Source organism: Burkholderia sp. Se-20373, from assembly GCF_017104705.1.
Classification (GTDB): Bacteria; Pseudomonadota; Gammaproteobacteria; order Burkholderiales; family Burkholderiaceae; genus Burkholderia.
On record NZ_JAAGPH010000012.1, the window covers coordinates 1 to 15320 of the forward strand.

Below are 15320 nucleotides of genomic sequence, written 5' to 3' on the forward strand. Positions count from 1 at the left end.
GCCGTAGTTCTGACCATGCGTGGGATCATTGCCGCGATAGATGCCGACCTGCGGGTTCGGCTTGTTCGTCAGGCGCGTGTGACCGTTGGCGACGAGCACGTTCCAGCTGTCGATCCACGGGGACGCGCGGGCGCCGACTTTAGCGCGCATGCGTTCGAAATCCGCGTCGGTATGCAGCAAGCCGGGATGCGTGAAGGCGCGGGTTTGGGCAGTGCCTGCCGACGTCGCGCCGGCGTCGATACCGTCCGGAGCCGGAGCACCTCGGGACGCCTGACCGATGCCGTTCGCCGATGGTCGCTCACCGCCTGTCACCACGTCGCTTCCGTCGCCGCCGCATCCGGCCAGAAGCGCTGCACCAAGCCCCATCACGAAATGGCGTCGTGCAATATTCTCGATGTCGCCGAGTGGGACGATTTCCTCGGATGGCATCGTCGGTGCTCCGTTGTCTCGCATATTGGGATCCCCAGTTTTTTAGCTATGGTCGAAGCGACAAAAATGTACGAACCGTTCCGTATTCATCAGGAACGCGTAGCATTCTATCCAGTCCGATGGGGATGTAATCAAGCGAAAAAAAACATATTCACAAATGACACGCACTTGTCACATCGGTGATGCAGAGATTTGGGCGGTTCGTGCCGTACGACTTCCCGTGGCAGACTGGGATCGAGTGGTTTGCGGTGACCGCGCTTCTTGCGCGTTTGCGCGGCGATGGTCGTTTCCGGGACGTCTTCCTGAGCGGGCGTCGCGTTCGCGCCGAGTGCATCGGCTTCGTTGAACAGACTGAGCTGGTCAGAGTCTCGCGCCTCACTCTTTGGGACAGTTCGCGGTGGTATGCCCGCAGCCACTCTGATGAATCGATACACAGCCGTGCACGACGCAGACAATGACGAGAAAAGCGTAGCCTGCGCCAGATTGTTCAGTTCTTCCGATGCCAGGGTTTGAGGTCGAGCATACTCGGGCGATCAGGCCGTCGCGACGGTGGCGCCCAGAATGCCGTGCTCGACCAGAGTGTGCGACACGAAGCCGAACTCGATCGCTTTCACGACAAATTCATTCAGAAGGCGAAATGCGGCCGGTCTGCCCTTGGGTGTTCCCATCGCCTGCTCGATGACCATGAATTGGCCGGGAAGCATTCGCAATCCGGACAACCTGTTTGCATCGAATTCGAGTTGCTGCCTGACGCCAGCCGCGACTTCGCACCCTTGCGCCAGCATCGTATCGACGACAGCCGGCGAGGTCGCCGCTCTCACGAGCGTCGCATTATGAAGCACGCGCGTGAGGTAGAGATCGTACGCGCTACCGTTGCCAACGACGACACGGGTGCCGATTGCGTCTACCTCGTCATTCGACCGGATAGGAGAGACCTCGGGCACGAGATAGGCCCCCTCGATCAGGACGTAAGGGCGAGTCTGGTCTATTGCTTTGCCACGCACGGGGTCGCGAGCGACGAACGCAACGTCCCACTCGCCGCGCTCGCAGCCCGTCACCACGTCGCCGGCTGAATCGTACAAGACGAGTTGGAGCGAAACGTCAAGCAGCCCGGCCAGTTTCATGGCCAGATCAACGGAGACGCCTTTCGCTTCGCCCGATTCCGGATCACGAACGGCGAGAATCGGATTGCCGAAATTGATGGCCGCACGAAGGCACCCCGTCGGTGTCAGTTCGGCAATGCCCTGCGAAGTCGCAAACGTGCTATCCAATGTCATATATATTCTCTTGATGGCGTGCTTCATGCAATTGGGCTCGACGCGTCTGATACATCGAGCCATTCTGCCCATACCGTTACTTGACCTGATTCACGAAATCATTCGTATACGTTCTGGACAGGTCAATGTGCTTCCCCTTGATATTGGGATTGAAATCGCTCAGCACTTTGAGCACGGTTTCCGGGCCGCCTTCAGGCATCTTGCCGTCCGACGAGTACATGGGCAGCGAGGCCTTCAGTGCCTGGACATAAAGCACCTTGTTGCCACCGTAGTAATCCGCCGGCATCTTTGCGGCGATTTCGTCAGCGGAATGGGTGTGGATAAACTGCAGCGTTCTGACAAACGCTCTCGCGAGCTTCGCCGCTTCCGGTTTGTGCGCGTCCGCCCACGTGCGCTGGACATACAGACTGGAGGCAGGATAAAGCCCACCGAGCGCCGCTTTGGTGCCATCGATGCTACTCAGGTCCACCAGCACCTTCGCATCGCCACCTGCTCGAAGCAGAGACGTCGTGGGTTCGGTCGTCCACGCCACGTCGACACGCTTCTGCTTCAACGACGCAATCAGGCTATTACCCGCACCGACCGGCAACATCGAATAGTCGGTTGTCTTGAGACCGTGGCGAGCGGCCAGATACTGACCGAGAAACGTCGAGGATGAACCGAGCCCCGTCACACCCAGCGTCTTCCCCTTGATGTCGCCCATGCTTCTGATCTGACCGGCGACATCCGAGCGAACCATCTCCATGCTGCCGGGCACGAGTCCGAACACAACGATGGTTTCGATTTCCTTCCCCTTCGCCTGCAGATCGATCGCGTGATCGTAGAAGCCGACCACCGCTTGCGCGGCGCCCGCGAGCAGCTCGTTCTCGGCATCCACGCCAGCTTGCTGCGACTGGAGTTCGACGTCGAGACCTTCGTCCTTGAAGTAGCCGAGATTTTCAGCCAGCTTCGGCGGCAGATAGATCAGCTTGTTGATGCCCCCGACAAGTATCGTGATTTTTTCTGCCGCCACAGCGTTGGCTCCATGAAACGCGCACAGAGTTGCTGCGACGATGGCGCCACGACGAATGACTCGATGCATGAAATGTCTCCTCCTATTGATCGACGCCGGATGCGGCGCGTTATATCGGGGCGGTTGCGCCGCGACCTTATTCAACATTCACAGCGGACGCCGGCACCAGAACGGAACCTTCCATCAATCGGCGGGCACTTCGGCTCATGACGGCCTTGGTCACGACCCAGGTTCCGCCACGCTGCTCTGCTTCCGCGCCCACTGCCATGGTTCCTGACGGGTGGCCGAACCGGAGTTGCGATAGCGTTCTGCCGCTCACGAGGCGGTTGACGATCGTACCGGGAATGGCCCCCGCGACCGCCAGCGCGACGGCACCCGTACCCGTCATCGCATGATGAAGCTTGCCCATCGACAGAATGCGCGCGTTGATATCCACCATGTGCGGATCGACGCGCTTGCCGCTCGATGCGACGTATTCCGTCGGCATCGAGACAAACGCCAGTTTCGGCGTGTGTGGCCGCAGTGACGTCACTTCCTCAGCCGTCGCAGCCAACCCCATTCGCACGGCAGCGTGTGCGCGAATTGCCTCGCACTTGGCCAACAGCGCGGCGTTGCCGTTCACTTCCGCCTGCATCTCGTTCCCGCGCAGGCCGAGCGCTTCCGCATCGATGAATATCGCCGGATTGCCGGCATTGATCAGCGTGACCTCGAATACGCCATGACCAGGTACGTCGAGCGAGTCGATCGAACGACCGGTCGGAAACATGCCGCCTGTCACGTCCTCGCCCTCTTCAGCACCGCCCGGATCAAGGAACTCGATTCGGATCTCGGCCGAGGGAAACGTGACGCCGTCGAGCTCGAAATCACCTTCCTCGACGACTTCACCGTTCTTCATCGGCACGTGGGCGATGATTTTCGCGTTGATGTTCGCCTGCCAGATGCGCACCGTCGCCACGCCGTTCTCAGGCGCGTCGACGAGACCTTGAGCGATCGCAAAGGGGCCGACCGCCGATGTCAGATTCCCGCAATTGCCCGACCAGTCGATGACGGGGTTCTCGATGGATGCCGCGCCAAACCAGTAGTCGACATCGCAATCCGGTCGCGTCGACGGTGCCACCAGGACGACCTTGCTCGTGCTCGAGGTCGCGCCGCCCATTCCGTCGATCTGCTTGCCGTACGGGTCCGGGCTGCCAATCACCCGAAGCAGGATTGCGTCACGCCAAGCGGCGTCCGTCGGCAGGTTGTCGGCACGAAAGAAAACGCCTTTGCTGGTGCCTCCTCGCATGTAGACGGCAGGAATGCTGTACTGCCCCATGAATTACTCCTCGTTTGTCTTGAATAAGATGCAGACCGGACTGCCCGTCTCGACGACGCGGCCAGTCGGTACCGGTCGGCCCATTGCCGCATCGATGGCGTACTGGATGATCGTGTGCGAATGCTCGTTCGCGACGTACAAATAGCGACCGTCTGGGCTCAAGCAGAGAAAACGCGGACATACACCCAGTGCGGACGTCCAGTGAACGCTCTCGGGCAGCCCTGTCGCGGCGTCCAGTGCCACGGTCGCGACACTGTCGTGTCCACGATTGGTCACGTGAAGCGCGCGTCCATCCGGCGCGATCGCTATGCCGGCGGCACGGGACTGTCCGTGGAACACTGCGGGGATGATCGACACCGTGCTGAGCGGTTCGAGGTGCCCGGTCTGCGGCTCGAATGACCACGTGGTGACCGTTGAGTCGAGTTCGTTCGACACATGAATCAGCGGCAATTCCGGATGGAACACAGCATGGCGCGGCCCCGCCCCTTCGCGGCAGCGCGCGTTCCGCACGACCGGCGAACTCGCGCCCTCGGCCCAACGAACGGCGAAGACCGTGTCGAGGCCTTTGTCCGGGACGATATGCCAGTCTGTATCGAAGCGACGTGTGACGTATCGAGAGATGTGATGCGGGTGGGATCCGGTCTGCTCGATGCGATGCGGGCCTGTCTTGCCGGTCAACGAGAGCACCGGCGCAACGACCTCGCCCAGTCGGCCGTCGTCGGCAATCGCCAGCCTGCTCGCCGTCCCCGTCGCGTAACCCGCCACAACCAGCGATGTGCCATCGCGAGACAACGCGAGATGAACCGGATTGCGTCCTTCGCATGGCCGATCGTTCAGCGCCGCAATGCGTCCCGTTACCGGATCGACGCGATACGCGCTGACCGAGCTTCCGTCGCCATGCACGGCGTAGAGCACATCCTGGCGGGCGTTGAATGCCAGGAAGCTCGGGTTGACGAGCGGTTCGAGCGTCTGCAAGTGCACCCAGGTGCCGGTATCGTCTACCTCGTACACGACGATACCGGTCCCTCGCGCATTGCGCTCCCGCGTGGTACGGCAGCCCACGTACGCGAACGTGCGAGACATGATTAGGCTGCCTTGCCAATTTCGTCGGCGATCCGCGGAAGCAGGCCGCCTGCATTGAAGATTTCCGCTTCCTCCTCCGTATCGATGCGACATTGGACCGGCACGCTGGCGACTTCCCCGTTCTTGCGCGTGATCCGCAGCAACAGCGGCATCGACGGCGCGACCGGACCACTCAGCCCGTCGATCGCGAATACTTCGGAGCCGTCGATCCGCAACGTCATCCGGTCGGTTCCATCGGGAAACTCGAGCGGCAACACGCCCATGCCGACCAGGTTCGAACGATGAATGCGCTCGAAATTCTCGCAGACGACTGCACGCACGCCGATCAGCCGCACGCCCTTCGCCGCCCAGTCACGTGACGATCCCGACCCGTAATTCTTGCCCGCAATCACGATCAGCTCCTGGCCACGCTCCATGTACTTTTCGGCCGCGTCGAACAGGCGCATCGTCGTGCCCTCCGGTTCCATCCGGGTAATCGACCCTTCCTGGCCGCCGGCCATCTCATTGTGCAGGCGGTTGTTCGCGAACGTCGCGCGAATTGCCACCTGGTGGTCACCACGGCGGGTGCCGTACGAATTGAACTCGGCGGGACTCACGTCATGCGCGATCAGGTACTCACCGGCTGCACTCTCCGGCAGAATCGCGCCCGACGGCGACAGATCATCGGTCGTCACGTTGTCGCCAAACACGCCGATGGCACGCATTCCGTCGAAACGAGCCGGTTGGGTCAGGCTCGGCTGCCAATATGGCGGACGGCGGATGTAGTTGCTGTTTTCACGCCAGGGGAAGCGTGCAGGAACGGCACCGGCTCCATCGAGCTGCTCGGTCTTGCGGAACATTTCCGCATAGATACGCAGATACTGCTCGCCATGGAGGCTTGCATTGAGCAAGCTGTCGATCTCGTCGTCGCTTGGCCACAGGTCTTTCAGATAGACCGGATTGCCTGATCGGTCGGTTCCGATGACACCGTTCTCGATGTCAACGTTGATCGTCCCGGCAATCGCGTAAGCGACCACCAGCGGCGGGGAAGCAAGAAACGCCTCCTTGACGCGAGGATGAATGCGGCCGTTGAAGTTTCTGTTACCCGACAGCACCGCAACGGCATGCACGTTACGGCTGACGATGTCGTCCTCGATCTCCTTCGGCAACGGTCCCGACATCCCGTTGCACGACGTGCAGCCGAACCCGATGATGCCGAAGCCGAGCGTCTCGAGGGGCGCCATCAGATCCGCCTCGCGCAGATAGCGCTCCACCGGCTTCGATCCCGGAGCAAGAGACGTCTTGACCCATGGCTTGCGCTCGAGTCCCAGCTCGACCGCTTTGCGGGCCACCAATCCTGCCGCGATCATGTTGCGCGGATTGGACGTGTTCGTGCAACTCGTGATGGCAGCGATGACGACCGCACCATCGTCGAGCGGCGTCGCCGAAGACGACGTGTGCAACCCAGCGGGCTTTGCGTCCGTTCGAGCGATGCCTTTCGAGACGAGGCTCGCGAGCGGCACGCGATCGTGCGGGTTCGACGGCCCCGCGAGCGCGCGTCCGACCGCCGACAGATCGAACGAAAGAACACGATCGTATTCGGCGTCCGCGAAATCGTCCGCCCACAGCCCTTGCGCCTTCGCATAGCTTTCCGTCAGCGCGATCTGGGTATCGGAGCGCCCGGTCAGACGCATGAAGTCCAGCGTCTTTTCGTCGATGGCGAAGATTGCGGCCGTTGCACCAAATTCCGGCGCCATGTTCGAGATCGTTGCACGATCGCTCAGTGTCATTGCGCGGGCGCCTGCACCGTAGAACTCGATGATCGTACCGACGACCTTCTGCTTGCGCAGGAATTCCGTAATGGCGAGCACCAGGTCGGTCGCTGTCACGCCCGGTTGGCGGAATCCATTCAGTTCCACCCCGACAATGGTCGGCAGCCGCAGCCACACCGCGCGCCCGAGCATGACGGATTCGGCCTCGATACCGCCGACTCCCCAGCCCAGCACGCCGATCGCGTTGATCATCGTCGTGTGGCTGTCCGTCCCCACAAGCGTATCGGGAAATGCCACGCCATCCTGCAGTTGAATGACCGGCGACAGATATTCGATGTTGACCTGATGCAGGATGCCGTTGCCGGGCATCAACACGTCGAGATTTGAAAACGCCTGCTTGCACCAGGCCAGGAATTCGAAGCGTTCGGCGTTCTTCGTTTGCTCGATCGCCATATTCTTGGCCATCGCGTCCGGATCGTGCCCGGCGACCTCCACGTTCAACGAGTGGTCGACGACCAGATGTGTCGCCACGACCGGATTGATGGTCGCCGGGTCTCCGCCTGCTTCCGCAATCGCGTCGCGCATGCCGGCGAGGTCCACCAACGCCGGCGTGCCGAGCAGGTCCTGCAATACGACCCGAGCCGGATAGTACGGAAAGTCGACGTCGTGGCGACGCTCGGACAATGCCTGAAGGTAGCGGCCAGCCTCCGAGGCGGGCTGCCTGCGAATGATGTTTTCGGCGAACACTCGGACGCAGTAAGGCATGCGTGCAAAGGAAGCCGGATCAACGGACTGCATCGCGTCGGCGACGCTGACGTATTCGACAGACTGGTGAGGAAGCGTACGGGACATCGGGGTTTTCTCCAGGGCAATGCTCAGCGGCTTGCGTTTCGATGAAGTGCATTCTATGATCATAAAACGCAATATGCAAATGCAGTCTCGCCTGGGAATTACCCTGACCTCAGGACGTCGCCCAGTCACCGATGGGAGCAGCCAATGGCAAAATCACAACCCGGCTTTTCAGTTGCACCGCCGCATCCGGCGGTCGTGAACGGTCATTTGCTGCCCCCAATCGACATGGAACCGTCCACAGAATCGCCCGCCACCCCACTTACGCCGCTTCAGACTCGCGTCGCACGGGAAATCCTGGCCCTAGCCAGGCGCGAGGATCTCGCCATCGGCGACCGGCTGGCGGAATCGATCCTCGCCGAGAAGATCGGCACGTCCCGCACGCCCGTCAACGTTGCCCTGCATCACCTGGTTTCGCTCGGTGTGATCTATTACGACCCGAATCGCGGCTTCTTCATGGCCAAGCCTGCGCGAGACGTGACGGATGTCGCCGCGCAGTTCTTCAACGAGCCGGACGATCCGCTTTACTTGAAGATCGCGGAGGACCGCCTCGCGCATTGCCTGCCCGACGTCGTGACCGAAGCCGACCTGATGCGCCAGTACAACGTGTCGCGCAGCGAGCTGCGCCGGGTGCTGTCGCGTATGCAGGAAGAGGGCTGGATCGAGCGGCAAGTCGGTCACGGCTGGCAGTTCATGCCGATGATCGATTCCGTGGAAGCGTACGAAGAGAGCTATCTGTTCCGTGCCGCGATCGAGCCGACCGGTGTCATGTCGCCGACTTTCAGCGCGAACCGTGTCGAACTGGAGGAGCTTCGCCGCCGTCAGCGCTTCATTGCCGAAGGCGGCTACCTCACCATGAATTCGGTAGAACTGTTCGAAGCAAACAGCGAGTTCCACGAAACGATTGCGAAATGGTCCGGCAACCGGTTCATTGCGCAATCGGTCCGCCGAATGGATCGGCTGCGCCGCCTCGTCGAGTACCGACAGGCCAGAGCCCGCAAGCCCAGGCAGGAACAGGCCCTTGAACACCTCGCGATACTCGACGCAATCGCCCAGCACGATCTGCTGCGCGCGGCGGCGCTGTTGCGCGACCATATCGAGGGCGCTCGACGCGCCAAGGTTCACGCACAGGAGGTCTTCACACCGCGGACGTAATTTTCCTTGCCCTTCTCGCGGTCCTCATCGACCGCTTTTTTATCACCCGTATTGCATTTTGTTATCACAAAATGCTTAAAAGAGAACCCTGAGCCACTCCGGCGTCCGAGGTTCCGAAACATTGGAGACAAGCATGCCCTACCGCCGAGGCTGGATAGCCGTCTTTCTCTTTTCCCTGTCCATGATCAATTACATGGACCGTATCGCGCTCTCGATTGCAGCCAGACCGATCGCGAGCGAATTCAAGCTGACGGCTGTCGGCATGGGATATCTGTTTTCGTCGTTCATCTGGAGTTATGCGTTGTTCCTGCTTCCGATGGGCTTTCTGATCGACCGCTTCGGCACCAAGCGCATGGCGGGAATCGGAATCTTCGTGTGGTCTGCCGCAACGGCGCTGACAGGCGCGGCAACAAGCTTCGTGACGCTCATGGCCGCACGCCTGGTGATGGGCGCTGGAGAATCCACCAGCAACCCCGCAGGCGCGAAGGTCATTCGCCAATGGATACCGGCCAACGAGCGCGGCATGGTGACGGCAATGTTCAACAGCGGTTCATATGCCGGTCCGGCCATTTGTTCCGTGTTGCTGGGTACGCTCGTCTCACTCTTCGGCTGGAGAGTCTCGTTCGTCATCGCCGGGGGGATCGGCTTTGCGTGGCTCGCCGCATGGCTCATGTTCTTCGACGCTCCGGAGAAGGTGCGCTGGCTGAGCGGGGAAGAGCGCGAAAAGATCGTGCGCGAGCGCGACGCGAAGCTCGTCGGTACGGATAGCTGCGCGGCAGAGACAACCGGCCTCCTGGCGCTGATGCGCTCCCCGACCCTCTGGGGGCTCGCCATCACGCAAGGCTGCAACGTCTATACGCAATATCTCTTTCTGACCTGGCTACCCAGCTATCTGCAGACAACCCGACATTTGGACCTGACGCATACGGGCTTCTTCGCGGCGGTTCCCTATGCCGCGTCCGTCGTCCTGTGTATCCTGGCCGGTCGACTGAGTGATCACTACCTGAAGAAAGGAGGAGTCGGCACCGGTCGTCGTCGCAACGCCGTTGCGCTTGCGATGCTCACCGGCTCAGCGATTCTTGCCGTGCCTTTCACGTCGAACCTCGCGACACTGCTTGTTGTATTTTCGATCACGCTAACCGGTATCGCATCAACGACCTCGCTGAACTTCGCGTTGTTGAACGATCTGCTTCCCAGTTCTCGCGACATCGCGAAGGCGATGGCGTTCGTGGTCATCGGCGGCAATGTCTTTGGCATGGTGGCGCCGATCGCGACCGGCTATGTGATCAATACCACGGGCAGCTATAACTGGGCGTTCGGCATTGCGGGCCTGCTGTTGCTCGCAGGCGCGACAGTGGTCTTGACAATGACACGTTCACCGATGGTTCGTAGTCGACGCGCAGCGAACACTCATGTTGCGGCATGACGCTGTTTTGCGCGTTGGTTCTCCTTTTGGGAAAGCGAGAGCGAGCATCCGATCGCCATGCGCGTCGAACGTTCGTCGAGCTGACGATACGTGACGACACGGTCGCGGTGGATCACGGCGGGCGGGCTGCCCCAGTAACGGGACGAGGTCGTGGTCAGCGATGCGTCTGAGGCCCTCACTTTCGAACCGGGAAGAGAAGACACCGGCATGGCCCCCGTTCACGGGGCACCTTTACCGCCCGCCATCCGCATGGACGGCCGTCAATGCATGCCACCAGTTGCCAGAAGAATTTCCCCCGTCATCCAACGAGCCTGATCGGAAGCAAGGAAGACAGCAATGTCTGCGACGTCGTCGGGCTGTCCCGCACGCCCGAGGACCGTTCTGGCAATCATGTCGGCTTCAGCATCGGAACCGGGAAAGCCGGCGCTGAGTGTCCCCTCAGTCACCACATAGCCCGGGTTGATCGAGTTCACGCGAATTTTTCGCGAACCCAGCTCTTGAGCCAGAACACCGGTAACCGCATCGACTGCGGCCTTGGTGCCTGTGTAAATCACGCTCCCCGCTCGCGGGACGTGAGACGCGGCAGACCCAATGTTGATGATGCTCGCGCCCTCGGCGAGATGCTTCACTGCAGCCTTCGTTACCAATAAAAGTCCAAGTACGTTGGTATTGAACTGACGGTGGAACTCCGCTTCCGACACCTCTTCTATAGGGCCAAACGCATAGACTCCGGAATTGTTCACCAAGATATCGAGGCGCCCGAATTCATCGATGGCTGTCCGGACCAGATTGGCCGCATCGGTTTCTCTGGATACATCTCCTGCGACGGCCACTGCTTTTCCGCCCTGCCCAGTGATTTCGTCCACCACGGCATCCGCGCCAGACTTACTGGATGCATAGGCCACGACTACTGCAGCGCCATGCGCTGCGAACGCCTTGGCTATTGCAGCTCCGATTCCCTTGGACGCACCGGTTACCAGCGCGACCTTTCCTTCAAGACTAGCCATACTTTCCTCACGAGTTGAATGCTGCACCGTCAAGCTGCGCGAGCGCATAGCGCCCGGCAACTCCGTATGGGTTGCCTAGCGTTTCCAGTATCTCGACGTGGTTATAGCCTCGTCCGATGGCCAGACCCGCAGGCTTGCCCACTTTCCGAACGGCCGCCGCAAAATCGTCGCTTTGCCGCACGAACTCGGGCGTCTCGAGCGTTCCGTGCACCAACACCAGCGGTGCCCGCAATTGATCGAGATGGCGCTGAGGGCTCAGACGCGCCTCCGCCTCGTCGGTAAACTTCACGTATTTGCTCCGTGACGACAGGCGCACCGGCTTCAGATCGTATATCCCGCTGACTAGCGTCGCGGCTTTGATGAAATCCCCCGGCAGCCGGAAGTCCCTCTCCCAGTTCGTGGTGAGTGCAACAGCCGCCAGGTGCGCCCCCGAAGAGTGACCGGACAGATAGATCCGGTCAGGGTCGCCGCCAAACGATGCTGCGTTCCTGTAAACCCACTCCAGGCATCGATTGACCTGCTCGGACATCTGCATCAGGTTTCCCCCGGCCTCGATCACGTTGATGAAATCCGGAGCAATAAAATGCACGCCTCGCTTTACGAACATCTCGGCAATGAAACTGAACTGACTTGCCGAGCCGGCGCGCCAGGCACCTCCGTGAACAAAAACGTGAATCGGAGCCTTTTGCGCATCCGCGGGATACAAGTCCAGTGTTTCAACAGACGTCGGCCCGTACCGAAGTTTTCTCGGCGCGCCCAGCCGGGTACGCGTATCTTCGCTGTTGGTTTCCCAACGTTTGATCACGGTGTCCAGGTTGGGGGCATAAGCCGCCTGGTCATAAGCCCTGTCCAACGATGCCTGATCGAAATTCAGCCACACGGGCTTGCCATGCTGTGCACTCTGTTGGGCGCCAACTTTACTCGCAAGCGCGGCGGCCGTTGCCGCGATAGCGCCCGATAAAACCCGCCTGCGGCCCGCATCGACAAATCTCCGCATCTCCCCTCCCATGGTGACGAACATGCACGGCAACTGCTTGCTTTTTCTGGGCTGGACAGTCCTGGGCAACAGCGCTCCCGCCTATAGGCGGACAAACGCCTCGTGCTGTCACAATTCCCGGTACGTACGGCGATGCAACCCATATTTTGGACGTACACGTACTATAAGCGAGTGTAGGTGGACGGGTACTCCGACGTCAAGATACCGGCTCGATGCATGGCGCGTATCAGTGCTCTCCGCAGATCGCGACACATCGTCACGACCCGCAGGGAAGGCGAAAAGCGGAGGCAAGGGCACGATCTTGGACCAGTCCAACTCCGCGGGCAGCCAGAGTCGTGGCAGTCAGTACGGTCACAGACGCTTCGTTCATCTTCCCTGAAGCGAAGTGGTTTCAATAGCTGCCACGACGAGAGCCGATCGTGTCACAACTGACCTGTCACGGTCACTGCTGTACTCAACGCATTGGTGTCACGCGACGATGAACCGGCGATCATGCGATAGGTCCCGCTATTCAACTTCCACGCATGCTTCGACGCGTCCCAAGTCGACAACAATTGAGACGGCACGGTAATGCTCACTTGCCGTGACTGCCCGGGTTGGAGCGAAACTTTCTGCCAGCCGACAAGTCGCTGAGGCGGCTCACCAAGCCCGGCGGGTAACACTGCATAGACCTGCGCGGTTTCAGATCCGCCACGAGCGCCGCTGTTCAGAACAGAGAACGTAACGGTCACCTTGCCGACGCCGTCTACCTTCGCGCTCAATGCGGAATAGGCAAACGTCGTGTAGGACAAGCCAAACCCGAACGGAAACAGCGGACGGATTTGCTTCGCGTCGTACCAGCGGTATCCAATCAGCAGGCCTTCGCTATAGTCGACGTTCAGATTCGTTGCGGAAATCGTCGGCTGCGGCAGGTCGGACTCCTGCATCGGGAATGTGATCGGCAACTTGCCTGACGGATTGACATCGCCGAACAGCAGATCGGCAATCGCTTGCCCACCTTGCACGCCCGGGTACCAGGTTTCCAGCACGCCATGCACTTCGGCAAGCCACGGCATCACGACAGGGCTCCCGTTTTCGAGAACCACTACCACGCGTTTCGCCTTTGCCGCGACGGCCGTGATCAGCGCATTCTGATCGTAGCTTTGGTTAGCTGGGTCTGCCGCCTTGTTCGGCAAACTGAGGTTCGGCAAGTCGGTGTCTTCGTGCTCGAATTGGGTCGCGAACACGATCGCGACATCCGCCTGTGCGGCGGCATCGGCTGCCGCGTTTGCATCCGTGCCATCAAAGTATGTAACTTGCGCGTTAGGCGCTTTCTGCCGGATCGTCGCGAGCGGTGCCGACTTGTACCAGTTTGCACAGCTGCTGTCGAATGCATTGGCGGGCTTGCAAGTGGTGACTGCATTGCCGTCGACCGGAGGAACGGTACCGGAGCCGCCACCCGACATCACACCGACATCCGCATGCCCACCGATTAGCACGATTGAGGACAGACTGTTCGAGGCAAGAGGAAGTACCGGCTGAACGGAACCGGACGGCGCGGCGTTTTTCAGCAACACCGCGGATTGCTGTGCAACCCGCAAGGCAAGCGCATTGCCTGCAGCCTGATCAATCGTGCCGCCTGGCGTCGGCGGCGAGTCGAAAACCCCGTATCGGATCATCGTGCGCAATTTTCGATGAACCATATCGTTCAAGCGCGTCATAGGCACCGTGCCTGCGGTCACCGCGGCTTTCAACGCGGAACTGAAGTACGGAGTTAGCGTAAAGCCCGGGATGCCGGTGGGACGATCGCCAATATCGCCCGGCTCTTCTTCGTCGAGACCCGCGAGTGCGGCCGCGACCGTGCTGTGGTTTCCGGCCCAATCCGACTGTACGACGCCCTCGAATCGCCATTCGTTCTTCAGCACATCGGTCAACAAATACGCGTTCTCGCACGAATAGGTACCGTTCACCAGGTTGTATCCGCACATGACATTCCCGGGCCGACCTTGCTTGACTCCGATTTCGAACGCAAGCAATTCCGTTTCACGCATTGTCCGTTCGTCGACGATCGAGTTGCTCGTCGTCCTGTTCGTCTCCTGGCCGTTCATCGCAAAGTGCTTGATCGTCGCGATAACGTTGCGCGACTGCGTCCCCGTGGTTCGTGCCGCGCTCATCGTACCGCTCAGAACCGGATCTTCGCCCATGTACTCGAATGTGCGGCCTCCGCGCGGCTCGCGCGCCAGGTTGACACCGCCACCGAGGCCCTCTGCATAGCCGAGCGTGCGGAGTTCCGTCGCAATGCGCGCGCCGTACTCGTCTGCGAGGTCGGTATCCCAGCTCGCGGCCAGAGCAATTGGCGCAGGCAGTGCAGTTGCGCCGGCATCGCGCACGTTGACGCCGCCGGTCGAATCGGCCATTGCGAATGCCGGAATTCCGAGTCGCGGGATACCGGGGATGTACCCAGCGCCATTGATCCCCGGCGGAAACGGTCCGCCAAAGCTCGCAAATGGATCGCCCGTGCCGTGCACCAGTTGAATCTTCTCGTCCGTCGTCATCTGAGCGACGAGCGCAGCAGCACGCGCGTCAGCAACAGAGTCGGGATCGCTGGGCCCGACGATGTCATCTCCACCACATGCCGACACGATCACTGCAGCGGCGCCGCACAAGACCAGGGTTGCAACGAGACCCGGTAAATGCTTCTTCTTCATTCTGTCCTCGACTAGTAAATTTTTAACATCACGAATCAAATGAGACTAGATAGCCGTGAAATGAAAGCTGGTACGAATGCGATTGCGCAGAGGTGCCAGAAGGCGCGCGTAGCACGACTGGAAGCGTCCCTGGTGCGGGCGGTGTCAAATGCGGGTCGACTGGTGACAAGCGTGCGAGGCCCTTCGCCTGCCGCGCGGCAAACCCGTTGACACCGTGTCGCGCGAAGTCGGTGTGACCCTCGCCGAGGGTGATGAAGCACTTGCCGGCATGGAAGCACGCCGGAAAACACGTGCCACCGATCCGCTCCAAGCACGGCTCGATGACGCTGTGC

At 60.6% G+C, this 15320-nt stretch carries 10 protein-coding genes and 2 pseudogenes; 2 read left to right on the plus strand and 10 right to left on the minus strand.

Annotated features, from left to right (window positions below):
- The 7 genes and pseudogenes from G3N96_RS06665 to acnA form a co-directional block, all read right to left on the minus strand.
- A pseudogene (locus G3N96_RS06665) lies at nucleotides 1-429 on the minus strand (hypothetical protein); the annotation flags it as partial.
- A 188-nt stretch (nucleotides 430-617) separates the two neighbouring features.
- A pseudogene (locus tag G3N96_RS06670) lies at nucleotides 618-853 on the minus strand (transposase); the annotation flags it as partial.
- 109 nt (nucleotides 854-962) lie between these two features.
- Nucleotides 963-1733: an ABC transporter substrate-binding protein gene (locus G3N96_RS06675; protein ID WP_346778881.1), complete on the minus strand. Its 771-nt coding sequence runs from the start codon at nucleotides 1731-1733 to the stop codon at nucleotides 963-965.
- A 49-nt stretch (nucleotides 1734-1782) separates the two neighbouring features.
- The gene (locus G3N96_RS06680; protein ID WP_124669881.1) at nucleotides 1783-2787 is read right to left on the minus strand and encodes an ABC transporter substrate-binding protein; all 1005 of its coding nucleotides are present in this window, start codon (nucleotides 2785-2787) and stop codon (nucleotides 1783-1785) included.
- Nucleotides 2788-2854: 67 nt separating this feature from the next.
- A complete protein-coding gene (prpF, locus tag G3N96_RS06685) occupies nucleotides 2855-4033 on the minus strand; it encodes a 2-methylaconitate cis-trans isomerase PrpF (RefSeq protein WP_206136705.1) in 1179 nt (392 codons plus the stop codon).
- A 3-nt stretch (nucleotides 4034-4036) separates the two neighbouring features.
- Nucleotides 4037-5116: a beta-propeller fold lactonase family protein gene (locus G3N96_RS06690; RefSeq protein ID WP_206136706.1), complete on the minus strand. Its 1080-nt coding sequence runs from the start codon at nucleotides 5114-5116 to the stop codon at nucleotides 4037-4039.
- 2 nt (nucleotides 5117-5118) lie between these two features.
- Nucleotides 5119-7719 (minus strand): aconitate hydratase AcnA, encoded by a 2601-nt coding sequence (gene acnA, locus G3N96_RS06695; RefSeq protein ID WP_206136707.1) that lies wholly within the window; start codon nucleotides 7717-7719, stop codon nucleotides 5119-5121.
- Nucleotides 7720-7863: 144 nt separating this feature from the next.
- Between acnA and G3N96_RS06700 the strand changes: the two genes are divergently transcribed.
- Together G3N96_RS06700 and G3N96_RS06705 are read left to right on the plus strand one after the other, a co-directional pair.
- Nucleotides 7864-8871 carry a GntR family transcriptional regulator gene (locus G3N96_RS06700; protein ID WP_241022517.1) on the plus strand — a complete coding sequence of 336 codons (1008 nt, stop codon included), beginning with the start codon at nucleotides 7864-7866 and terminating at the stop codon, nucleotides 8869-8871.
- A 133-nt stretch (nucleotides 8872-9004) separates the two neighbouring features.
- Nucleotides 9005-10297: an MFS transporter gene (locus G3N96_RS06705; RefSeq protein WP_124674122.1), complete on the plus strand. Its 1293-nt coding sequence runs from the start codon at nucleotides 9005-9007 to the stop codon at nucleotides 10295-10297.
- 260 nt (nucleotides 10298-10557) lie between these two features.
- Here the strand turns inward: G3N96_RS06705 and G3N96_RS06710 are convergent, their stop codons facing one another.
- The 3 genes from G3N96_RS06710 to G3N96_RS06720 all read right to left on the minus strand — a co-directional run bounded on the left by G3N96_RS06710 (nucleotide 10558) and on the right by G3N96_RS06720 (nucleotide 14988).
- Nucleotides 10558-11304 carry a glucose 1-dehydrogenase gene (locus G3N96_RS06710; RefSeq protein ID WP_124669875.1) on the minus strand — a complete coding sequence of 249 codons (747 nt, stop codon included), beginning with the start codon at nucleotides 11302-11304 and terminating at the stop codon, nucleotides 10558-10560.
- Nucleotides 11305-11311: 7 nt separating this feature from the next.
- Complete coding sequence (locus G3N96_RS06715; protein ID WP_206136708.1) at nucleotides 11312-12325, minus strand: alpha/beta hydrolase; 1014 nt, start codon at nucleotides 12323-12325, stop codon at nucleotides 11312-11314.
- 398 nt (nucleotides 12326-12723) lie between these two features.
- A complete protein-coding gene (locus tag G3N96_RS06720) occupies nucleotides 12724-14988 on the minus strand; it encodes a glycoside hydrolase family 3 C-terminal domain-containing protein (protein ID WP_206136709.1) in 2265 nt (754 codons plus the stop codon).
- Nucleotides 14989-15320: the final 332 nt, after the last annotated feature.